Source organism: Dyella silvae, from assembly GCF_026421305.1.
GTDB lineage: Bacteria > Pseudomonadota > Gammaproteobacteria > Xanthomonadales > Rhodanobacteraceae > Dyella > Dyella silvae.
Map to the genome: position 1 here is coordinate 35,887 of NZ_JAPJBQ010000002.1, position 21,344 is coordinate 57,230.

General features: G+C 60.7%; 23 protein-coding genes. 16 read left to right on the forward strand and 7 right to left on the reverse strand.

Features of this window, described 5'->3' with window-relative positions; genetic code table 11:
• Positions 1-37 precede the first annotated feature (37 nt).
• Positions 38-367, reverse strand: coding sequence for a hypothetical protein (locus tag OQE56_RS04395; protein WP_267221978.1), 330 nt, complete (start codon positions 365-367; stop codon positions 38-40).
• 321 nt (positions 368-688) lie between these two features.
• Here OQE56_RS04395 and OQE56_RS04400 point away from each other — a divergent pair, with 321 nt between their 5' ends.
• From OQE56_RS04400 to OQE56_RS04415, 4 genes are all read left to right on the forward strand, one after another.
• Positions 689-1,603 (forward strand): hypothetical protein, encoded by a 915-nt coding sequence (locus tag OQE56_RS04400; RefSeq protein ID WP_267221980.1) that lies wholly within the window; start codon positions 689-691, stop codon positions 1,601-1,603.
• Positions 1,600-1,920 (forward strand): hypothetical protein, encoded by a 321-nt coding sequence (locus tag OQE56_RS04405; protein WP_267221982.1) that lies wholly within the window; start codon positions 1,600-1,602, stop codon positions 1,918-1,920. The genes OQE56_RS04400 and OQE56_RS04405 overlap by 4 nt, the downstream gene beginning before the upstream one ends.
• A gap of 215 nt (positions 1,921-2,135) precedes the next feature.
• A complete protein-coding gene (locus OQE56_RS04410; protein ID WP_267221983.1) occupies positions 2,136-2,933 on the forward strand; it encodes a hypothetical protein in 798 nt (265 codons plus the stop codon).
• 248 nt (positions 2,934-3,181) lie between these two features.
• Positions 3,182-3,418: a hypothetical protein gene (locus OQE56_RS04415; protein WP_267221984.1), complete on the forward strand. Its 237-nt coding sequence runs from the start codon at positions 3,182-3,184 to the stop codon at positions 3,416-3,418.
• A gap of 126 nt (positions 3,419-3,544) precedes the next feature.
• On the opposite strand, the gene OQE56_RS04420 is transcribed toward OQE56_RS04415, so the two are convergent.
• Positions 3,545-4,315 (reverse strand): hypothetical protein, encoded by a 771-nt coding sequence (locus tag OQE56_RS04420; RefSeq protein WP_267221985.1) that lies wholly within the window; start codon positions 4,313-4,315, stop codon positions 3,545-3,547.
• A gap of 439 nt (positions 4,316-4,754) precedes the next feature.
• On the opposite strand from OQE56_RS04420, the gene OQE56_RS04425 reads away from it, so the two are divergent.
• Positions 4,755-5,075 carry a hypothetical protein gene (locus OQE56_RS04425; RefSeq protein WP_267221987.1) on the forward strand — a complete coding sequence of 107 codons (321 nt, stop codon included), beginning with the start codon at positions 4,755-4,757 and terminating at the stop codon, positions 5,073-5,075.
• 665 nt (positions 5,076-5,740) lie between these two features.
• The gene (locus OQE56_RS04430; protein WP_267221989.1) at positions 5,741-9,139 is read left to right on the forward strand and encodes an autotransporter family protein; all 3,399 of its coding nucleotides are present in this window, start codon (positions 5,741-5,743) and stop codon (positions 9,137-9,139) included.
• Between the two features lie 176 nt (positions 9,140-9,315).
• On the opposite strand, the gene OQE56_RS04435 is transcribed toward OQE56_RS04430, so the two are convergent.
• Together OQE56_RS04435 and OQE56_RS04440 are read right to left on the reverse strand one after the other, a co-directional pair.
• Positions 9,316-10,314 carry a restriction endonuclease gene (locus tag OQE56_RS04435; protein ID WP_267221991.1) on the reverse strand — a complete coding sequence of 333 codons (999 nt, stop codon included), beginning with the start codon at positions 10,312-10,314 and terminating at the stop codon, positions 9,316-9,318.
• 181 nt (positions 10,315-10,495) lie between these two features.
• Entirely contained in the window at positions 10,496-10,708 is a 213-nt protein-coding gene (locus tag OQE56_RS04440; RefSeq protein ID WP_267221993.1) for a hypothetical protein, read from the reverse strand.
• Positions 10,709-10,868: 160 nt separating this feature from the next.
• Here OQE56_RS04440 and OQE56_RS04445 point away from each other — a divergent pair, with 160 nt between their 5' ends.
• The 5 genes from OQE56_RS04445 to OQE56_RS04465 all read left to right on the forward strand — a co-directional run bounded on the left by OQE56_RS04445 (position 10,869) and on the right by OQE56_RS04465 (position 14,698).
• The gene (locus OQE56_RS04445) at positions 10,869-11,699 is read left to right on the forward strand and encodes an SGNH/GDSL hydrolase family protein (protein ID WP_267221995.1); all 831 of its coding nucleotides are present in this window, start codon (positions 10,869-10,871) and stop codon (positions 11,697-11,699) included.
• A 119-nt stretch (positions 11,700-11,818) separates the two neighbouring features.
• Positions 11,819-12,334, forward strand: a complete 516-nt coding sequence (locus tag OQE56_RS04450) for a DUF1697 domain-containing protein (protein WP_267221997.1) — start codon at positions 11,819-11,821, stop codon at positions 12,332-12,334.
• A gap of 209 nt (positions 12,335-12,543) precedes the next feature.
• A complete protein-coding gene (locus tag OQE56_RS04455) occupies positions 12,544-13,236 on the forward strand; it encodes a CDGSH iron-sulfur domain-containing protein (RefSeq protein WP_267221998.1) in 693 nt (230 codons plus the stop codon).
• A gap of 264 nt (positions 13,237-13,500) precedes the next feature.
• On the forward strand, positions 13,501-14,205 hold the full coding sequence (locus OQE56_RS04460) for an NIPSNAP family protein (RefSeq protein WP_267222000.1): 705 nt from the start codon (positions 13,501-13,503) through the stop codon (positions 14,203-14,205).
• Between the two features lie 88 nt (positions 14,206-14,293).
• Complete coding sequence (locus OQE56_RS04465) at positions 14,294-14,698, forward strand: hypothetical protein (protein WP_267222002.1); 405 nt, start codon at positions 14,294-14,296, stop codon at positions 14,696-14,698.
• A 152-nt stretch (positions 14,699-14,850) separates the two neighbouring features.
• Here OQE56_RS04465 and OQE56_RS04470 read toward each other — a convergent pair whose 3' ends face one another.
• Positions 14,851-15,366, reverse strand: a complete 516-nt coding sequence (locus OQE56_RS04470) for a DUF2938 domain-containing protein (protein WP_267222004.1) — start codon at positions 15,364-15,366, stop codon at positions 14,851-14,853.
• A 9-nt stretch (positions 15,367-15,375) separates the two neighbouring features.
• A complete protein-coding gene (locus OQE56_RS04475; RefSeq protein ID WP_267222006.1) occupies positions 15,376-16,233 on the reverse strand; it encodes a class I SAM-dependent methyltransferase in 858 nt (285 codons plus the stop codon).
• A 73-nt stretch (positions 16,234-16,306) separates the two neighbouring features.
• Between OQE56_RS04475 and OQE56_RS04480 the strand changes: the two genes are divergently transcribed.
• Together OQE56_RS04480 and OQE56_RS04485 are read left to right on the forward strand one after the other, a co-directional pair.
• On the forward strand, positions 16,307-16,756 hold the full coding sequence (locus OQE56_RS04480; protein WP_345781166.1) for a helix-turn-helix domain-containing protein: 450 nt from the start codon (positions 16,307-16,309) through the stop codon (positions 16,754-16,756).
• A 150-nt stretch (positions 16,757-16,906) separates the two neighbouring features.
• Entirely contained in the window at positions 16,907-17,437 is a 531-nt protein-coding gene (locus tag OQE56_RS04485) for a DUF6630 family protein (RefSeq protein ID WP_267222008.1), read from the forward strand.
• Between the two features lie 13 nt (positions 17,438-17,450).
• Here the strand turns inward: OQE56_RS04485 and OQE56_RS04490 are convergent, their stop codons facing one another.
• Positions 17,451-18,038 (reverse strand): TetR/AcrR family transcriptional regulator, encoded by a 588-nt coding sequence (locus OQE56_RS04490; RefSeq protein ID WP_267222010.1) that lies wholly within the window; start codon positions 18,036-18,038, stop codon positions 17,451-17,453.
• 113 nt (positions 18,039-18,151) lie between these two features.
• On the opposite strand from OQE56_RS04490, the gene OQE56_RS04495 reads away from it, so the two are divergent.
• The 3 genes from OQE56_RS04495 to OQE56_RS04505 all read left to right on the forward strand — a co-directional run bounded on the left by OQE56_RS04495 (position 18,152) and on the right by OQE56_RS04505 (position 21,343).
• Complete coding sequence (locus tag OQE56_RS04495) at positions 18,152-18,802, forward strand: glutathione S-transferase family protein (protein ID WP_267222012.1); 651 nt, start codon at positions 18,152-18,154, stop codon at positions 18,800-18,802.
• 84 nt (positions 18,803-18,886) lie between these two features.
• A complete protein-coding gene (locus OQE56_RS04500) occupies positions 18,887-19,240 on the forward strand; it encodes a hypothetical protein (RefSeq protein ID WP_267222014.1) in 354 nt (117 codons plus the stop codon).
• Between the two features lie 336 nt (positions 19,241-19,576).
• The gene (locus OQE56_RS04505; RefSeq protein ID WP_267222016.1) at positions 19,577-21,343 is read left to right on the forward strand and encodes a Kelch repeat-containing protein; all 1,767 of its coding nucleotides are present in this window, start codon (positions 19,577-19,579) and stop codon (positions 21,341-21,343) included.
• Position 21,344: the final 1 nt, after the last annotated feature.

A 21,344-nucleotide genomic window follows, 5' to 3' on the forward strand; every position in this document is an offset into this window, starting at 1 on the left:
GTATCGACGCGCCACGGGGAACGATCACAGGACGGGGCTAAGCGTTCACTCTCAACGCCTCACCGGACCCATCCACCAGACGTTCAAGGCACTGGATAGCGGTGGCCACTGCAATGGCCACGGAGGCCGAGAGCGGCCATTCCAACGACTTGTGGGGAAACCCCTGGGTGCGGGCGTGCAGGCACTGCTCGTGATCGATGCGCAGACGCGTCAGGGCGTACGCAGCCAGGGCGAGGTCTTCGCGGGTGAACACGAGCTCAGGAGGGGGTGCCGACGCCGACGCCGTGAGGGTGTCGGGTGGAAGAGTGTGGGTGCTGCCGGCGGGAACGGGCAGGCGTGCGCGTGCCGTATGATCGTGGGTAGCCAAGATCAACTCCTCAGGTTGGCTTTGGTTAGCGGGTCGTGAGTGTTCGTTGCACTCGCGGCCCGCGCTTCATGACATCACTGCCATGGTCACTCGCGGCAACCGGTGAACAGACACCGCGAGCGACCTACCGAGAGTACTCAGGGCCGCCACGGGCCGCTGTAGGGGTTTGCCTTGACGCGCTACCCTTGTCTCGGCCGGCAAGCCGACCGAATGGGCTGACGGCAGAACTTAGTTCACGATGGCGACCTCGGAGAAAAAGAGGCGGGGTGCTTTTCTCCAGGGTGCTTGGCATCACTGACTAGCGACAACAAGGAAGCGCGCGTGCCTTTCTTTCCACGGACCGCTAAGAAATGGGTGATTGACCTTGCGCTGGTGACGCTCGCCAGCCTGCCCGTTGCCACAGTGCATGCTTCCGGCGCGGACGCTACCGCCTACCTCGCCGTCCGTGACAAAGCTGTAGCCGAGTTCAAGGCGGTGACCGATGTGAACCCGGCGATCGAACACCGGCATAGCGACGTGCTGCACCAGTTGCAGGGCATGCTGAAGGCCATCGTCGAGCCGATACGGTTGGAAGGTTACGCGTCGAGCGGTACGTACAACATCGAGACGCTTTTCCCGGAGCTTGGCTACGGCAAGCTCGATGCCATGGTGGTGAATGCGCTGAATGGGAAGTCAAAGGCCTATGTGTCCACGGTGCCTTTGATGGTGGCGTGGCTGGGTAGCGATCCGGACGTCCTCAAACACCCGGCGCGGTCGCCTGCCAACGATCTGGCTGAGGCGTTTGCCTCCGAGGACTTTTATACCTTCGCCATTTCCAACGATGCGCATTACTACCTGTACGCCGAACTGCCCGTCACGCCGGTGGTGGCATCGGGGCGTGCACACGCGTCGCTGTACGCCGCGGGGCAGGATGTCACCGCCCCTTATCCGCCCAGCGGGCTAGTGGTCGCCGTGATGAGCGGCGAACGTGTGGTGATCTTTGACGAGCCGGTGTCGGTGCCGGATGTTCCTGACTGCGCTGCGGCGTATCAAAAAGACATGAGTAAGGCCGAGGCAGTGTGGGCGGCTTATCGCGCGTCTCGGTCTTCCGACAAAGCTACCGTGGACAAGGCGGAAGGCCTGGAAGACACGGCAGCCCGCCACTTCTATCAGTGCTACGCGCAACACCTGCCGGGCACGCCGGTCTACGCCGCGCTGGTGGGCGAAGCGCAGGCCCTGGTGGACAAGGTGCGATGAAGCGAAAGCTCTCACTGCTGCTCACCATCATCGCGTGGATCGTGGTGCCGCTTTTGGCTTATCTGAGGGGCGAGGCGGAGGCCCGCGAGTTGCTGGCCCACGGCAATGCCTGTGGCATGCCCATTCTGGGTCTCTATATGGCCGCGTTGTTCTTGTCGGGGCTTATCTCGGCGGTAGCGTTGGTGCTTGGGGTGCTCGCTTATCGCAAGCTGGCGCGGCCGCGCCCGATGGTTCGCGTGTTGGAGCTGGCGGTAGTGGGGTTGCCGCTGCTATTGGCGTTGGTGGTCGTCGTTGGCCTGGTGGTCACGGGCGGCTGACTCCGTTTGGGTTAACTACCTCCGTCCCCTTTGTTCTCGTGACTAGGTGACTTCGGCGCTAACGGCTAAGCTGAGCCTGTTCGGCGCGGGGGCGCCGATCTACAGGGGGAACAATGACGATCCGTTTGAATGGACCGTCGGCTGGCTTCGGCTGGCTGACGAATGGTTTCAGCGTGGGCTTCCGTCACCCGAAGCCATTGCTGGGCGGGGCCGCCTTGCTGATCGTGGCGAGCTTGCTGCCCGCCATGGTCACGCTGCCGATGCAATTGCACGCGATGGCTACGGGCACGCCGCAGAGCCCGGTTACCTTTGTCGGCCTCATGGCCATCTCCATGCTGGTTAGTCTGCTGATCGTGCCGCTCTATGCAGGTTATTTGCGGGTGGTCGATGCAGCCGAGCGCGGCATGCCGGCTCGCGCCAGTGACATTTTCAATCCTTATCGGCAAGGCGAAGCATGGCGTCTGATGGGGTACGGGCTCACGAAGATGGGGCTCTACTTCGCCCTTTTCGGTTCCGTCATCGCGCTGACGGGAGGCGGCATTGCGAGCTGGTACATGCAGGTGGTGACGGCCCAGGCCTCCCATCAAGCACCACCAGCGCTGCCTCCGGGCTTTGGAATCGCCGTGGCACTCTTCATGGTGCTCGGCATTTTCATGTTGGGTTTCTACGCGATCAGCCTTGGCCAGGTCGCGCTGGGCCGGCGCAGTGTGTTCGGCGCCATTGGTGATGGCTTAGTTGGTGCGCTGAAGAACCTGTTGCCGTTGCTCGTGTTTGCAGTGAGCCTCGCGCTTGCCTGGCTCGTTGCGATCATCGCCTTGGCTATCGTGGTCTTTCTCTTGGCCCTGATTGGCAAGCTCATTGCCCCGTGGCTGATTTTTGTTCTGATCCTTCCACTCTATGTCGCCCTGATACTGGCGATGATCGCGGTGATGTTCGGTGTGATGTATCACCTGTGGCGTGATGTGTGCGGTGACGACGTCATGACTGGCACGGAAGCTGCGGTCGCACCCTGATAGGCACTGAAGAAGGCTCAGAAAGCCGGGGCCAAAACCGGGGTCGGAGTGTACTTTTCCAGAAGGTCCACTCTGACCCCGTTTCTGCAGCAAGAGAGACACCCAGTTCAGTGCCTGATGACCCGCGCGTGGTGCCCGGTCACCCATGTTGCCGCGTCTTCACGAGATCGTATCAATTCGCTCAGCATGGTCGGCGAACAATACGAAGCGTAGGCAATTGATCCGCCTACGGGTTCTGGAGAGCAGTCATGACCAGCAAAGAAACGTACAGCGTTTCGGACGCGAAAACGCAAGAACGCGGGACAGCAAGCCAAAGCGACGAGGCCAAGCATCGCCTCGCGCAACCGATCGATAAAGAAGCCAGCGCACCCGCCCACCCGGTCGCCAACCAGGGTGCTCCAGGCGGCACCTGCGATGACGACGGCGACAGCGATAACCAGCAGGACGTCACTCGCCGCGCCTCATGGCATGCCGACAAAGAGTAGGGCTGGCAGCGGCTTCTTTCGCTTACACGGAGCGAGCTGGAAGGGCGAAGGTAGCTCTATAAAGGGGCAGGGTTCTGTGTCTCGGCCATTTCAGAGAAAAGCACTCTGACATCTTTTCGCGCCCGCTCAGGGAGAGCGTTTCGGCTGTGCAGCTTGATAAGCTCCGGTCGTAAAGCGCGTTTTGGCTGAAGGCCGCTGAGTCGAGTCCGTACAGTCGTCGCCGTACAGGTACATAGTTCCTATCGCGCGAGTGGGTGTCGTTTGGTCGAGGATGACGCGATTTCCACCGCGGACGTTGGTCGTCGTCAGCTCCATCCCCGCTGCCAGCCCGGCCTTGGCGCCGTGATCGAGTTCGAGCCGGTATCGGCATATAAAATGATCGGGATCCTTGTCGGGCAGCCGGGTTGCTGAGATCACGCCAACCGCCAACGGCGCCTGCTGAATCAGCCGTTTTGCCTCCGGTGGTAGCGCGGGCAGCCCAGATGCCTGGCGCTGCTCGTCTCCTTCGCGCATGAGGAATAAGCCAAACGCGCTCGTCCGCGGCTCGTCGCCTAAATTAACGGCGCTGGCGAATTCGGCTAGTTGCTTCTCAGGGATCAGATACATCCGCTCGCCCCAGGCGACGGGCACGACATGGTCCGCGAAGCCGATGCCCCTCTCATCGTTGGGCTGCTCGTATTTCAGCAGCAAGCTGCCGTCGGCTTGCGGGATCACGGCACCTTTGTTGGCAGCGTAGGTTCCCATGCATCCTCGCGATGTAGCGGCGACACCGGCATGGGGCGCGAGAGACAGCCTGACGTTGGTGCCCGTGCCGTCGCCGTTATAGAAGTTGCCAGCCCAGGGCGCCTTCGCGGCCGCCGCGTTCTCGTTGGCAATACGGTCACGCTGTACTTCCACGGCACGCTCCAATGCATGTTGAGCTGCGATTTCTCGAGCGCCATCTGCAGGCGATGAAGCCTGCTGCAGCGGTGTCGCGTGGACGAGTGATGCACAGCCGAGCAGAGCCAGGCGTAGCAAAAAAGGAAGGAAAAGACGTCGTAGCACAAGCGAGTTCACGATCCCTGTCTCCCCAAAAGGTGAAGTGCCGTGGCCGGCCTACTTCCGTTTAAGTCGCCCGGACAGAATGAATCAGAGCGTACTTTTCTTGAAAATAGAAAGCAGGGGTCAGAGTACTTCTTTTAAGAGAAAAGCACTCTGGCCCCGTTTGTCCTGGTGGCAACCAATCATCACAAAATCCTGAGGTTTTCGTGCGATTTCCTCATGATTCCTGGGGGCAAGGAGTTCATCATTGATGGTTACCCCGGTGGGTGCATCCACGTCACAGGAGGCCATCATCATGAAGCGCCTGATGATCCCCGCGGTTATCGCCCTAGGATTCGCTTGCATAGGAAATGCCAACGCTGCTGTTGAAGCTTACACCGTCGATATGAATGGCTATGTCGTCGTGGCCTATGTCGGCGCAACACCCGCTGAAGTCGCCCAGGCGGAACATCTGGCAAAGAACTGGGAAGCTCAGCGTCGCATGATGCTGAGGCCGCAATCGACCATCGCCGTTGCGGCACGCCAGTCGCCTACCGTCGCCCTGACGCAGGCTGAAATACGCGAAGCCATCGCACACAAAGCCAACGTCGGAGCCGCATTGGTAAGCGTGCCTTGAACTTCAGCCATGGGCAGAGTGCACGTGCTGTTTGCTTGCTAGTCAGCGAGAGAGAAGGTTGACATCGAAGTACTGGGGTCAGAGCGCTTCTTCCAACATGGAAGCACTCTGGCCCTACTCTTTCTGATCTTCTCGAGAAAAGACCAGCAAGCCAGGGTGGGGTGCGCTTAGCGATCGCCTGTCATTGCAGTGGTGTGGATGCCGGCCTCGGTCAAACGCCACGTTGGGGATAAAGAGCATCACGGTTTTTTTTGCGTGAGGCCTATTAGAAAAAATCTCTCGCCTCATCCTGGACCGACACCGCGGCGTGTCTGTTTTCTCTCATATCTTCGTATGGTGTCTATACGGGCGTCCGTCTGCATGACGCCCCCAACAGTCTTTGGCCTGGATTTGAGATTTTTCTGATATCAGGCCGGCGCCACGGACACTACCGTCATCGTTCAGTTGTTCGCGCTATGGCGCTCGATGTCGCGAGAACACTTCGAACAATTCAGGCGGATTCACACGAATTCGCCATAGCGATATCAGTGGTGACGGTCTCAAGTTTGTCTTAGCCCCGAACAAGCTCAAGCAATGTCAGCGAATCGCGACGTTGGGGCAGGCGAGTCACATCGCCTTCATGTGCATAGCGACACGAGTTGTTCCAACAAAAGGGATCAAAAGCGATGAAATCGACGCATGGATGCAACGAAATGGCCCGGCGCATGTTGGTGAACGCCGTTTTAGTGGCGCTGCTTGTGCCTCTGGCAACGCACGCGACGAGCGGACAGCAGGTCGCCAATGGCACAACACTCGTACTTGCTCCCGATAGCTATGTGACGAATGGTGTGCCAGCGCTATCTATCGTCAATGGGGGCAACATCACGGCAGGTGGCGGCATTGTGGTGAGTACCTCGGGAAATAATGCGGCGGGGGCAAGGGTCAATGGCGCCGGCAGCTCGTTGTTGTTCAGCGGCGGCAGGATCGGGACTACGGGTTCCTATGGCTATGGCGTCCTTGCCCAGGCGGGTGCTTCAGCCGCCATCGGCCGGGACCCCCTTGGCGCCGGTACAACCATCACCACGTCGGGACTGGAAGCCTATGGTCTGTATGGCATCGATGCAGGTACCGCCATCAGCGGCGTAGGGGTCACGATTAATGCGACGGGAATTTCGGGTCACGGCGCGCGGATAAGTGGTGCCAAGCTTTTCTTGACCGATAGCAGTATTAGCACTGTGAACGCCTACGGCATCTTCGCCGATGCGGCCGTCACCGGTGCCGCATCGCCTGGACTGATCACTCTCAACAACGTTTCGATCACGACGCGTGGTGACAGTTCGCACGCGGTGTATCTCGACGGATCGCGAGCGGGCGTCATCGCCAATTTAAACGGCGGTTTGTACACCACGTCGGGGCGCGGGTCGGCTGGTATCCATTTGACGCAGGGCGCCAAGGCAACCGTGACCGGTGCACGTGTGAAGACGTCGGGCGACTTCGCGTATGGCGTCAGCATGAACCAGGAAGGCTCGGCCATTACGCTGTATGACGTCTCGATCACCACCACGGGCGTTCGCTCCGATGCGGTGTGGGCGCCGAGCAATACCGTGATTACGGGCGACCGCGTCGACATTCAAACGACCGGAAGCAACTCGCTTGGCATTGACAATCGGGCCTCTACCATCAGCCTGGCCAATAGCCGCCTATCGACCGAGGGGGCCAGTAGCTACGCACTGTACGCATCGCGAGAGAGCGCTAGCGACACGATTATCACTGGTTCAAATCTGGTGATTCGTACATCCGGGGACAAGGGCGTCGGAGCCTTGGCGCGACTGGGTGGCCGCATATCGCTGACCGGAAGTGACATTGCCACCCAGGGCAGTACCGGTATCGGTGTTTGGTCAGATGCGCGAAGCAACATCGCCTTGGATGGCACCACCGTGGAAACCAGCGGCGACGGCGCCTTTGGTGCCTATGTGGTTGGCACGGCGAGCATGATCAATGGGCACGTCCATACGGGTGGCCATAACGCCTACGGTTTGCTGGTGCAAAACGGAGGGCAGGCTGAGCTGAGTGGCGTTGAAGTGCTGACCCAGGGTGCGGATGCCTATGGCGCAGCGATTGGCGGTACGAGTGGTACGTTGACCATGGATGGTGGCTCGATCACCAGCACGCAATCTCACGCCCTTGTAGCGGCGGGCAATGCCACGATCAACCTTACGCACGGCCTGCAAGCGATGGGTGGAAGCGGCGTGCTGTTGGACGTCATCGATCCGGCAGCGCATGTTGCATTGACCATGGACGATCAGGTGGCAGCACAAGGCGACATTATTTTTGATCCTTCGCTTATGCAGAATCAGCCAGTGCCGGCGGCTAACACCATCGTTTCGCTGAGCAATGGATCTCAGTGGACTGGTGCCACGCAACATGTCGTGAGTAGTTTGTCGATGGATAGCGGCAGCCAGTGGGTGATGACTGGCGACTCCTCGGTTGGAGCGTTGACATTGGGTAACGCCACCATCCAGTTCGCACCACCGGCTAGCGGCTACAAAACGCTGGCGGTCAACGGTGATCTGGTCGGAAACGGCGGCACGATGGTGCTGAACACCTCTCTCAACGACGGCGGCGTGCTTTCCAATCAGTTTACCGATCGGGTGCTGGTGGATGGCGACATCAGTGGCACGACGTATCTGAAGGTCGTGGGTTCGGGCAGTGGTGCGTCCACCGATACCAACAACAACGGAGTGATGGAAGCAAACGAAGGCATTTCGTTGGCGCAAGTGTCGGGCCAGGCGACCGCAACGAGTTTTGCGTTGGTTGGTAGTTACGTCGCGGTCGGTCCCTGGCGTTATGACCTGATGACCTATCAACCTGGCTCGTCAGACCCTTCGCAGCGCGTGGTTGCAGGTTCGGGTAACGGGTATTGGGATTACCGCCTGCAAAACGCCACCGTACCTGACCCGACACCCACGCCCACTCCGGATCCCACACCAACGCCCGACCCGACACCGACGCCTGATCCAACGCCCACACCCACACCCACACCCACACCCACACCCACACCCACACCCACACCGACGCCGACGCCCACACCTGCGCCCACACCGCGTCCAGAAGTTGTGCCGCAGGTGCCGTCATACCTCAGCGCATCCAACGCGATGTTGTCTTACGGCATGCGTAACCTGGGCACGCTGCACGATCGCCTTGGCGAGATCCATCAGGATGATGTGTCAGTGGCTGGCAATACGGGCGAGTTCTATGCACGCGTGTTAGGCGGTAACTACCAATACAGCAGTGATCGTAGCTTCAGCCAGTTTGGCTATGGCTTCCGTCAGAACGACCGCGGTATCCAGATCGGTGGTACCTGGCTGAAGACAGGTGGTGATGCGTCCACGTTCCGTCTTGGCATGTACGGCAGCATCGGTACCTCGCACATCATGCCGCAAGCGGTTGATGGAAGCAGTGACATGCGCATGAATGCACGGAGCATTGCCGCCACCGGTACTTACGTCACCGGCAACGGCTTCTATGTCGACGGCGTGGTGGCGCGCAACTACTACGACACACGTGTTGATACCGCGCTCCGTGGCTATGACATGGCGCGCTTCAAGACGCACGGTTGGTCGTACTCACTGGAAAGTGGCTATCCGTTCGTGTTCGCCAACGGGCTGCGTCTCGAACCGCAGGCGCAGGTGGTCTATCAGACATTGCATACCAACCGCTTCACAGACAGCGATGACCTGAGCGTGACCCCGCAGAACACGGGCGCGTGGATCGGGCGAGTAGGTGCCAATCTCGGTAAGACTTTTGATACGGCTGGCGGACAGCGTTGGACGCCATGGGCGCGCGTGAACTACCTCTGGAGCGCAAGCAGTCGAAGCATGGTCACCATGTCGAGCGACGTCTGGGGCGTCACTGGCAGCCTTGCCAGCGGTAGCTGGGGGCAAGCATGGCAGTTGGGTATCGGCGTGACGGGATCGCTAAGCAAGACACTCTTGATCTACGGCAGCGCGGACTACCAGACGGCCCCTGGCAGTGCCGGCGAACAGGGCTGGTCTGCCAATATGGGACTGCGCTGGCAGTTCTGATTCGACTAACGAAGGGCGACGGCGCTGCTGTCGCCCTTTCACCGGTCTACGGCATCGCTTATGGCGGCGGTACACCTTGCAGCGTTGATCCAAGAAAAAGGCCGCGCAGTGCGCGGCCTTCTTTTTGGAAATCAGGGGTAGTCCAGAGTACTTTTCTTTACGATGGCTCGTGACGCTCAATGCGCTGGCGCTGTTTCCAGCTCCGGCGTGGTCTTCTCCAGAATTTTCATGGCCTCGCGATTTCGCTTCTCCCAGTCGCGTAGCTCTTCATTCGACATGGGTGGGTCTGCCTTGTAGACCTTGGGGGCTGGAGACGCAGCGGCCTGCACGGGCGCGGAAGCGGTCCGAGTCGCAGGGATGCCTTGCGTGGCTCCGGCGCTTTGAAGGGGTGGAGGTGCGGGCGCCAATGGCGCGCTTGGCGCGTCGGCACGTTGTGCCGGTTGCTGTGTAGGCAGTGCGAACGCGATCAGCAGGCAGGTCAACGCGCCACCCGCGAAGAACAATGGATTGTCCAAGGCAGCTTCAGGCTCATTTTTTGCCTGAATGCCCATGACCGTGGCGAGCAACATGCGGCCATCGATCAATTCGATTCGTTTGCCTCGAGCGAATGCCGCGGCATCGGGCGTGTAGCTGCCAAGCGCGACAATCTTTACGGCGGCGGCGCCCCGGTCCACCAGAATGCCGAACATCTCCCGGACGACCTGCACGGGTACGCGCTGCGAGCGCCACTGCTTGCATTGAACCAACGTGGTCAGGCCCTCCTTGCGCAGCACCAGATCGATTCCGCCGTCAGCGCCGTCCTGGCCGGTCTCCTCCACGGTGTAGCCTTGCCGCCGAAAAGCTTCGCCCACCAGCCGTTCAAAAGTTCGCCAGTCCATGCTGCGAAGACTGTCCATGCCGGTCTGGGATTCCAGCAAGCGCCGACGCCTGCGTCGACGGAGGAATGATCCCAATGCCGCGAGGCAGCAGCCGATCAGGGCGAACCACGCAAATGGCGAGTAGATGCCCGTCGAAGCCACCTTGGCGAAGGCCGCCAAATACGGGTTGCTGCTTGATCTCCACAGCCAGCCGATGCCGTACTGAATACCGACGAAGGCGCTCAATCCCAGTACCAGGCCTGCGGGCCAGGACATCGACGTGACCACATCGAAACCGCTTTCCTTGCGCTTTCCCATGCATCCCCCTGAGTAACGGTCGCCCCAAGATGCTGAGCTGCCGGTATGCCTGAAGGCTATCGCTGCGTGGAAGTCTGCGCCAGGGCCTCTTGGGCACGGTACGATCTGGAGTGCGAGCGGCGCTAACACCGCGCTGCCTCGCCGGTGGCGAAGTTGGGCAGCTGGGGCACTTGGTCGAAGTCTAAGGGCTGCGAGTTTTCTCGTACCGCCGCGTTGCTTTGAGTGAATGCTCTCTCATGTCCATCTGGCGAGGTGGCTCTCGACGTTGACTGATTTGGTGGTGAAACTTCAGCGCGGCGGCGCGGACCTCGGGAGGCGCGTAGAGCAGTTCGCAGTCTGCATTGGCGCGACTCATCAGGCTAACCATCATGAGCAGGCCAGCGATGCGTTTCATGAAATTCTCCCGGTCGATGCGGCAGGATTTCATTCGCGCGGGACGGGGGCTATCCGGATCTTGTGCTGAGAAAGAATGAAGCCATGGGCCAGAATGCTTTTCCAGGCCCTTGTTCTAACATCCATCCAGTCAGGCTAAGCCCTGCAACACGGAGTGTTTTATGCGGTTGGTGCTTGGCGTACTCGTTCTTCTGTTTGCAGCGATAACCGCTCCGCCGGCGTGGGCAGGCGCGGACTTCAATCGACTGTATGTGTTTGGCGACAGCTACTCGGACATGGGTGCGGGTTATTTGTTGGCGAACGGCCCAACGTCGGTGGCGTATCTTGCGAAACGGATGCATATACCGTTCACGCACGCCATGGACAAGAACGCCAACGGCGGCAGCATCGATTTCGCGGTGTCGGGCGCAGGCACTGGCCTCAATCCGGGCGAACGGACAAATGGGGTGCTGCTGGAAGTGGGCATGCTCAATCAGGTGCAGGACTTTGCAGCGCGCGTGCGGGCCAAGTCGATCGCTTTTGATCCGAACAAGACGCTGTTCTTCATCGCGGGTGGCCTCAACGACGAGAAGGTTCCCGTTGAAGTCAGCGTGGCGAATATCACCCGGCAGATCGAGATGCTGAGATCGGTGGGTGCACGCCACATGGTTCTGGCGTTGCTGCCCACCAAAGTTCCGGATTTTTCCGTGCCAGCGCTTCGGTTGAACCCCGCTTATGAAAAGCTCGTACCCGAGTTGCGCGAGAGACTGGGGATCGATCTTCGGCTCAGCCAGTGGGGCCGTTATTTCGACGAGATCATGGAGCATCCCCAAGCCTACGGCATCGCCAACGCAAAAGACCCGTGCGGCTTCAGCGCGGTGCTCGGCGAGAAGGGTGAGCCGTGCTCAGATCCCAGAAAATATTTCTACTACTACAGCGGCCACCCATCGGCCTGGGTCAACAAGCTGGTAGGCGACAGGTTGTATGACGAGATGAAAACGCATCGTCGATGATGGCGAACAGATGTAAGCAGACAACGTAGCCCGGATGAAGCGCGGGGAGAATCCGGGGCACGTGCAATGATGCTCCGGTTTTAGCAAATACGTTTAGCCTTGGTTGTAAGGATCGAACCATGACTGCCTTTGTTGCTTTGTTGCGCGCAGTGAACGTCGGTGGCACCGGTAAGCTCGCCATGACTGACCTCAAGGCCATGTGCGAGGACGCCGGGTTCGAGCATGTGCGCACCTACATCGCCAGCGGCAATGTCGTATTCACCAGCAAGAAGACAGAGGCGCAGGTGAAGTCCGCCCTCGAGAAGCGTTTGCAGGCTTATGCGGGCAAGCCGGTTGGCGTGCACGTGCGAACCGCTGCCGAGATCGCGGCGGTGGCTGCCGCCAATCCGTTTACCAAGGAAGCGCCCAATCGGGTGGTGGCGATTTTTCTCGATGCGGCGCCGCCGGCGGACACGCTGGATTCCGTCACCGGGCTCAATGGCGAAGTGGTCAAGCTGGGCAGCCGCGAGATCTACGTGCATTACGGCGACGGCATGGCTGATTCCAAAATGAAGATCCCTGTTGCCAAGACCGGCACGGCGCGCAATATGAACACGGTGGCAAAGCTCGCGGCGATGGCTGCCAAGCCGCAGTGATGGCGCGTTGCGCGCGTCAAAACCGGGATGGGGCATGCGGCTGACGCCAGCGTGCATCGTTACGCCGATATCGGGCAGCTGACGACGCTTCCCGGCATTTTCCACCGTCGTTTTCACCTGCAGCGCCATCTCGCATTCACGTCGCCACCCCGGCTGTGGGCTCATGGTTACGATCCAGGGTCCACCCCAGGGCTAGAGGAGTGAATGTCATGACTCCCGAAAGAGCAAACGTTCACGTGACCGTGTCCAGGAACGGTCCGTATCTGGTCGTTGGCGATATCGCGCTCGCGAAACAAACCGTGGTCGCGGATGGCGCGGGCGGTTCTGAAGCGTGGGAGGAAGGGCCGCCGATCGAGCACCCGCCAACCTATTCGCTATGCCGTTGCGGTATGTCGCAGACGAAGCCGTTCTGCGATGGCTCGCATAAGAAAGTTGGCTTTGATGGCACTGAAACGGCAAGCCGGCAGTCTTACGCCGATCAGGCGCAGGTGCTGAATGGCCCATCGCATGCGCTTACGGACGTGGAAAACCTCTGCGCGTTTGCGCGGTTCTGCGATCCCAACGGGCAGGTCTGGAACCAGGTTGCCGAGACCGACAACCCGGGTGTGCGTGCTGCCTTTATCCGTCAGGTCAACCGGTGCCCGTCCGGGCGTCTGGTGGCGTGGGACAGGGCGACCGGGGAGCCGGTTGAAGATGCCTTGCCGGTTTCCATCGGCCTCATCGAAGACCCAGTTGAAGCATGCAGCGGCCCGCTGTGGTTGCGCGGAGGCATCCCCGTCATCGCCGCTGACGGATTCACGTACGAGGTGCGTAACCGGGTCACACTCTGCCGATGCGGGCAATCAAAGAACAAACCCTTCTGTGATGGCTCACACGCCGCAGTGCATTTCAGAGACGATTGATCTGCACGTGGAGAACGGCGAGTAGCGGCCAGCGTGCGTCGTCACGCCCATATAGGACACGTAACGTCCTATATCCCCATTAGCTTGGGCCGGCCTTGCGGGCACCCTTGGCTTATCGACTCGGGTTCTTTGGCCGCTGGTTTGTTCGCCCACGTTGGCTTTTGCCGGCTTCTTCTCTCCCCACCTGCAGGTTCCCCAATGACGATCGTCTCGCCTTCTGACAGCGCGCCCCGGTGTTCCACGGATGACCAAGCCGAGTGCTCGGTGATTGAGCTTCGCCAGTACACGCTGCATCCGGGCAAGCGGGACGTTCTGATCGAACTGTTCGAGCGGGAGTTTGTTGAATCGCAGGAAGCGCTGGGCATGCCGCTGCTCGGACAGTTTCGTGATCTGGACCATCCCGACATGTTCGTCTGGATGCGCGGATTCCAGGATATGGCGTCACGCGAGGCTGGGCTGACGGGGTTCTACACCGGTCCTGTCTGGACGGCGAATCGCGGTGCCGCCAATGACACGATGATTGATTCGGACAACGTGCTGCTTCTCAAGCCGGCCTGGACGGGTGCGGGCCTGAAGTACCAGCCGCTCAAGCGCGCTGCCGTTGGCACGCACATCGATCCGCCGGGCCTGATCGATATGACGGTGTTCTCGCTGAAGGCCGCTGCTGACCAGCGCCTGCTGGATTTTTGCGGGCAGGATATGACGCGCGTGCTTGAGAACGCCGGAGCGCATGACATCGCGTGGTACGTCACCGAGGACGCGCCCAACAACTTCCCACGGCTACCGGTTCGAACCGGCGAACATGTGCTGGTCGGCGTGGCCGTGTTTCGCGACGCGCAGCACCATGACGCGTTTATCACCTCGGGCGCCTGGGATCGCCTGATCGCTCCGACTCTCGAGACGTGGCTGACGGGTCAGGTCCAATCCATGCGGCTGACTCCCACGCCGCGTTCCGCGTTGCACGATTAACGGGCTGGTGCGGTACGGAACCTCTCGGCGGGTGGCGCGCGCTGGCCACCCGCGAATATGCTGAGCGATCCCGCATCAGGTTCCCTCCATGACCGCACCCATGCTGTTTCCGTACGCGGCCTATCTCGAAGCACTGGAACATCCCAACCACGCCGCCGTCGCAGGCGCGACGGCATCAGCGTCGCTGATTCCCGTACTGAAGGCTTATCGGGCCACGCTGCAGGCAGCGTTTGATACCAAGCTGGCGGCGGACGAGTTGCGCCGATATCAGAAGTACGCGAAACCGGGGAAGCCGTCTGCGCATACCGTGCAGTTGCGGCAGAAGCAGGCAGCGGCACGGCAGGCGACAAGCCTTGCGCGACAGTCGCTGATCAAGGCGGCTGCGGCTTTTGTTCGTGAGGCCGGCATCGCGGTGGGGGAGCGGACGCCGCTGGATGAATTCATCATCGCCTGGATCGAGGGCAACGTGCCCAAGGATGCCAGCGGCACGTAACGCGGATGAAGCGTAGCGAGGAGTCGGCGAGCTATGCCGAATGACTCGCTTGGGATTGTGCAGTGCGGCGTTGTCCCGGATTTCGCCGGTGGCTCCTTCCGGGCTATTTGGTGGCAGTTTCCTGGGTTCGCGGGATCCGGAACAACGCAAGGTCACTTCGCGCAGAGGGTCAGCCCGATCACGAAGCCCCACTTGCTGGCGATCCAGCCCGAGAGATAGAGACCCAAACCGAAGACCGCGTGTGTCACCAGGCTGTGGAGCCGCGCCATGTTGGGGCGTGGCGTTCGGCTGGCGGCAATGCCTGCGCCCAATGCGGGCTGCAAGACAAGCAATGGCGCCGCTACGCTGATCATGCCGACAAGCAGGGCGGGGCCCACGGTCGGCTGGCAAAGCCATGCGTCTTGCCAGATGCCGATGAGCGCCGCAGCGAAAACCATGCCGATGCCGTAGTGAGCGATCCAGCCCATCGCACGCTCACCCGGCACGGAGGGCGTCGCAGCGATGGGGTGATGGAAGAAACGCCCGCGAGGCAGGTAGGCGATCCAGCGGCCCACCAGCGCGTAGTCGAGTGGTGGGATCCCCAGCGCGTGCTTACGGAGGACCGCCCATAGATCCATCACGCCGGTAGCGCCCGCACCGATCAGCAAGATGAGTATCAACGTGCTCATGGCAGATAATCACCTCGATCCGGACGATGCGCGGGCGCGGATCAGCCAGCAGGCAGCGGTGTAACGGACGTCCGTTCCGCGAACATGGGCATCGTACGAAGGCCGTACGGTTTCGATCACGCGCGCTCGCGTGTGCTCGTCGGATTGTTTCAGTGCGAGCCCGACAGGGCCGAGGCGGGTGAAGTAGCCGGTCAGTTCGGTTTCGGGGAACGCGCATTCGATATCGATGGGCGTCATGTCGATGCCGCTCCATCCGCTGTCTTTCAGGATGGCAGTCACCCGGTCCTTATCAGCAAACGCGAACTGTCCCGGCGCGCCGGGCTGGCGGGCGGGCATCTCTGGCAATAGCGGTGCAGCCATGCGTTCGGCGATGGTCATGAAGGGGTTTTCCGTCGCGGAGCGCCACGCGATAAGGCACAACGAGGCACCGTCTCGCATGGCGTGCCTCAGGTTGGAAAACGCCTGCACAGGCTGCTCGAAGAACATGACGCCGAAGCGCGATATCAGCATGTCGAAACGGGCGGGTTGAAAGGCGTGGTGCTGCGCGTCGGCGCAGATGAACTCCGCTGATGAACCACTCTGCCGGGCGCGCGCGATAGCGGCGGTGATCATCGGTGCAGATAGGTCTATGCCGGTGCAGTGACCTTGCGTACCAAGGAGCTGGGCGACAGCGAGCGTGGTGGCGCCGGTGCCGCAGCCTACGTCGAGCACGCGGCTTGCCTTGTCGGAGCGCACCGCATCAACGAGCACGTCTGCCATGGGCTTGAACATCTGATCCAGCACGGCCTGCTCTTCGACCCAGGCGTGACCCGATGGGCCGTTCCATAGCGTACTTTGCGGATGGCTGGCGGATGGGCGAGTGTTCATGGTGTCTCCCTTGCGCGTCGGCTGGAAGCGGGAGCTAAACTGTGCCACTTCAAGTCGACTTGAGGTCAAAAGGGTGAAACTCCTGGATATCGCCGATGTGGCGAAACAGTCTGGCCTCCCCGCCTCGGCGCTGCGTTATTACGAAGAAAAAGGGTTGATCACCTCAGTGGGTCGGCGAGGGTTGCGCCGTCTGTTCGATGCGGGCGTGGTCGAGCAACTGGCCCTGATCGCGCTCGGGCGCGCCTCCGGCTTCTCGCTCGATGAGATCGCGCTGATGTTTACCAAGGACGGCAGGCCACATATCAAGCGCCGCATGCTTTCCGCCAAAGCCGACGAGCTGGACGAAAGCATCCGCAAACTAAGCGCCATGCGGGACGGCCTGCGGCACGCCGCTGTCTGCCCTGCACCAAGCCATATGGAATGCCCCACCTTCCGCCGCATACTGAAGGCTGCGGCATCCGGTGCTATCGGGGGCCGAAGTGAGAAAGCCACGTCCACCCCAAAAAGGCGGCCGGCCGGATAGCAGCGCGTGCGGCGCCGAGTCGATCTCCTTGCGCGACGTATGTGCGCAGCCCTAAACCGCCGCCACCAGCGATGGTTGAACCGTTACCGGAATGGGCGCCCGCTCCGTTATGCTCACTTCCTGACGCAAGCCCAATTCGGACAGCAGCACATGAGCGACTTCGACGACGATTTTCAGACTGACCATCACTTCGATGATGACGAAGATTCGTTGGATGCGAAGGTCTGGCAGCTCCTGCTGCTGATCAATCCGGGCGATGACGATTCCGCGTTTCAGCAGTTCACTGCCTATCGCGATGCGGTCGGTGATACGCCCGAGGATGAGGTCGACGTGGCGCAGGTGGTGGTGCAGGTGGCTGACTGGCGATCGGCCTTCCGGGTGGATGCCGAGGATACGCGTGTGCTCGTGCAGGCCATCAACGAGCTGGCCTCACGCTGGAATCTGTCGATCGATTGGGATGGCGATCCGGACGAGGATGAATTCCACGCCGACATCGACTCAGGGACGCTGCTCGGCACCGCCTATGACAACCTCGCGCCGCATGGATACGCCCTGTGGGTGATCGACACCGAAGACGACAGCGTTGCCGGCTGGATGGCGCTTGCTCGTAACACCGAAGGCATGCGCGAACTGGCGACCGAGCTGGGCATTCATCTTCGTCTTGGCAGCGAAGTGGGCTGAGAACCGCTTCGCTTCACTCCGCCTGCAGCAGCGTCAGCGCCTGATGCCGTGCTGACGCCCGTAGCGACTTGCGCAAGCCGGGGTCGTTGGTCGTGCGCGCAAGCACCATGCCACCCACGCAAAGGGAAACCACCGATTCCGCGCGCCGATCCGCATCGTGCACGCCATCGAGAGCGGCGCGGTAGATGTTGCTCATGCTGCGTATGAGATCGGTGTACGCCTTCTGCGGCTCAAGACCCGCACGAGCGACATCGCCTGGCAGTCCGTACAACGGGCAATGCAGGTCGAGATTTTCCAGGACTTCGTCGCTGAGATAGAGGTCGATCAGCATACGGGCGAGCTGTCGTGGATCGGTAACGGGCGTCGCCGCATGGGCCATATGCGAGGTGAAGGGATTGCAGGTGATGAAGCTCGCGACCGAGGCCGCATAGAGCTCATCCTTGCTGTCGAAGTGGTGATAGAACGCGCCGCGCGTCAGCCCGGCCGCCGTCATGATCTGGTCGATGGTGACCTTCTCAAAACCGTGATGGTTAAACAGCCGCCGTGCGGATTCGACAATGCGCGCGCGCGTACGAACTTTGTGCTCAGGGGTATAGGACATGACCGTGCTCTCCGAACGTTCGGTATAGCAGCTCATCAAAATATGTTCTTTAACATATTTTGCCGGAGCGTATGTTGAGTGACGGTCGTGAACACACACACCGGAGCGAAGACATGAAAATCTACTGGATCAAGACACAGGCGCCGCGACGGGTGCTCGCGCTGGTCAAGCACCTTGGCATCAAAGCGGATTTCATCCATGTCGACCTTAAGGCCGGCGGTTTGAAGCATCCGGATTACGCGGCGCTCAACCCCAACTGCAAGGCGCCGACCCTGGTGGATGGCGATACGGTGCTGTGGGAGTCATCCGCCATCATGGCGTACCTTTGCATCAAGGCTGGCTCGGACATGTGGCCAGCACATAACCCCATGGAACAGGTGGATGTGCTGCGCTGGCTGTCGTGGAACGACAACCATTGGTTGCGCGCCGTGGGCCCGTTCTACTTCGAGCATGTGATCAAGCCACAGTTCCATTTTGGCGAGACCGACCGGTCACAGCTGGCAGCCATGATTCCCACCGTGAAGACGCTGGCGGCCGTGCTGGATCATCATCTGGACGGAAAGGCGTTCGTCGCATGCGGCAGGCTTACCATCGCCGATTTCCAACTGGGCTCCATGGCGTGCGATTGGCAGCAGAGCGAGGTGCCGCTGGAGGATTTCCCTCATGTCCGGCGCTGGCTCGATGGCCTCATGCGCATTCCCGCCTGGGCGGACCCATGGCCCGTCAGCCCCAGGGAGACGCCCTTGGCCGCGCTGGCCGAGTGATCTGACAACCACGCGCGTTGCGCCCTCCACGACGAAAGAAATCCACCCAGCGAGCACCGAAGCGTCACCACCACGGAGCAAAGCATGAAGAACTATCTGGCGGTTTATATCGGTTCGGAGGCTTCGTTCGAAGCATCCGGTTGGAATGCGCTGAGCGAAGCGGAGCGCAAGCAACGCGAAAACGCAGGCATGCAGGCGTGGGGCCAGTGGGTCGCTCAGCACCAGAGCGCTATCGTTGATGCCGGCACCCCACTCGGAAAGACGTTGCGCATATCAAGCAACGGTATCGAGGGCGCCCGCAACCAGCTCACCGCCTATACCGTGGTGCGTGCGGAGTCGCACGAGGCAGCGGCAAACATGTTCGAAGGGCATCCTCACTTCGCCATCTTTCCGGGTGAATCGATTGAAGTGATGGAGTGCTTGCCTATGCCGAGGTAAGGAGAAAGTACGCGGTGTGGAAACCACTGCGGCGCTGGATGCGCCTTTGCCGATGTCGACGCTGTATCCAGCTCCGTTCTTTTACGGACTCGCAAGCAATAGTTACACCGTCGATACACCTGTCCGCCGCAGTGTGATCCCCCGTGTGATCTGCATAGCAAATCGCGAAAGTGCGCTGCACTGTCTTCAAATATTCACCCGTTGCTTACGACGGCGACCTTAGGCTTCGCGCGTTCTCAGCGCCCAGTTTCGCTGGACCGACACCCAGGCGCGGTGTCAGGACGATTCCCGTTTTCCGGTTGCAGATGCAAGCCCCATCGATATGGGAGAGCGCATATGGCTGGCTGGACCCCTCTGACCACGCAACCCGGCTTCAGCGCCAATCACATGATGCTGATGACCGACGGCACGGTGCTGGTGCAGGAACTCGCTACGGCAAACTGGCACAAGCTCAGCCCTGATGCCTTTGGCAGTTACGTCAATGGCTCATGGACGTCGCTAGCGGTGGGGCCGGTTGGCCCAACCTACTTCGCCTCGGCGGTGATGCGGGATGGCCGCATCTTCATGGCAGGCGGCGAGGACAATTTCGGTTCCGACAGCGTGGACATCAACGCCTGCGAAATCTACGACCCGGTAAACAACACCTGGACCACGATCAATGGGCCAGGCTGGGCAAACATCGGCGATGCGCCATGCTGCGTGTTGCCGGATGGAAGAATCTTGCTGGGCAACATCAACACCACGGCTACCGCTATCTACGATCCCGTGGCCAATAGCTGGTCCAACGGTGCAACCAAGAATGACGCCAGCTCCGAGGAAACCTGGACGCTGCTGCCGGACCAAACCATTCTGGTGGCGGAGTGCAGCAATCACCCGGCGACAGAGAAGTATGTAATCCCGGGCGAGAAGTGGGTGAGTGCGGGCTCCACGCCTGCGGGGCACGATCTGGTTCAATCGTCCATCGGCTCGTCGAACGAGATTGGCCCGGCCATTCTCATGACCGATGGACGTGTATTTGCCATCGGCGCTTCGGGGCATACGGCCATCTACACCATGCCACCGGTTGCGGATCAGCAGGGCACGTGGACGGCGGGGCCTGATTTTCCCAGCGACAGCATGGGGCGGCCATTTCAGGCTTTCGACGCGCCAGCGGCGCTGCTGCCAAACGGCCACGTGCTGTGCCTGGCGGGGCCGGTCAAGTCAGACGGCTGGGCCGGGCCATGCCATTGCTACGAGTTCGACGGCACATCGCTCAACCCGGTGCCCGATCCACCCAATGGCGGCGGTACGGTAGAGACGTGGTACGCGCGCATGCTGTTGTTGCCCACCGGCGAAGTGCTGCTGTCAACGCGCAGCAACGACATTCGCGTGTACCAGGCGGACGGCACGCCCGATCCGTCGTGGGCGCCACAGATCACCAGTTGCCCGAGCAATCTCAAGCCCGGTTTCAGCTACACGGTGCAGGGAAGGCAGCTGAATGGCCTGTCGCAGGCGAACAGCTATGGCGACGACGCCACCATGGCAACGAACTTCCCATTGGTGCGCATCACCAACTCGTCGACCGGCCACGTGCGTTATTGCCGTACCCACGATTTCTCGACCATGGCGGTTGCCACGGGCAATGTCGTGCATTCGGCCAAGTTCGACGTGCCCTCGGACATCGAGCTGGGTCCGTCGATACTCTGCGTGGTGGCCAATGGCATCGAGCAGTGCATCTCGGTATCGGTAAGCCACAAGCTGTGGAAGGAGCTGAAATGGGAGATCAAGGAGATCAAGGAGAACGTCAAGGTTGAGGTGGACGTGATCCAGAAATCCATCGTGGCGGATCTGCCCAAGTTCAAAGACAACGAAGGCGATCCCTTCCTTCCCAATGCCGGCGATCCGCAGTGGATGCAGATCATCCAGATGATCATCGAGCGCACCGATCAGTTGCAGGCGCAGATGACGGAACTTCGCACGTTCATCCGAGGCGAAGAGCGGCCACAGCCCGGAGAAAGCGCGCTTGCCGCCGAAGTGCCGGCGCCTGCGGCGAAGCCAGCGTCGAAGACTGCGAGCAAGAGCACGAAGGACACCGGCCCCAAAGGCAAGGGCAGCAAGAGGTAGG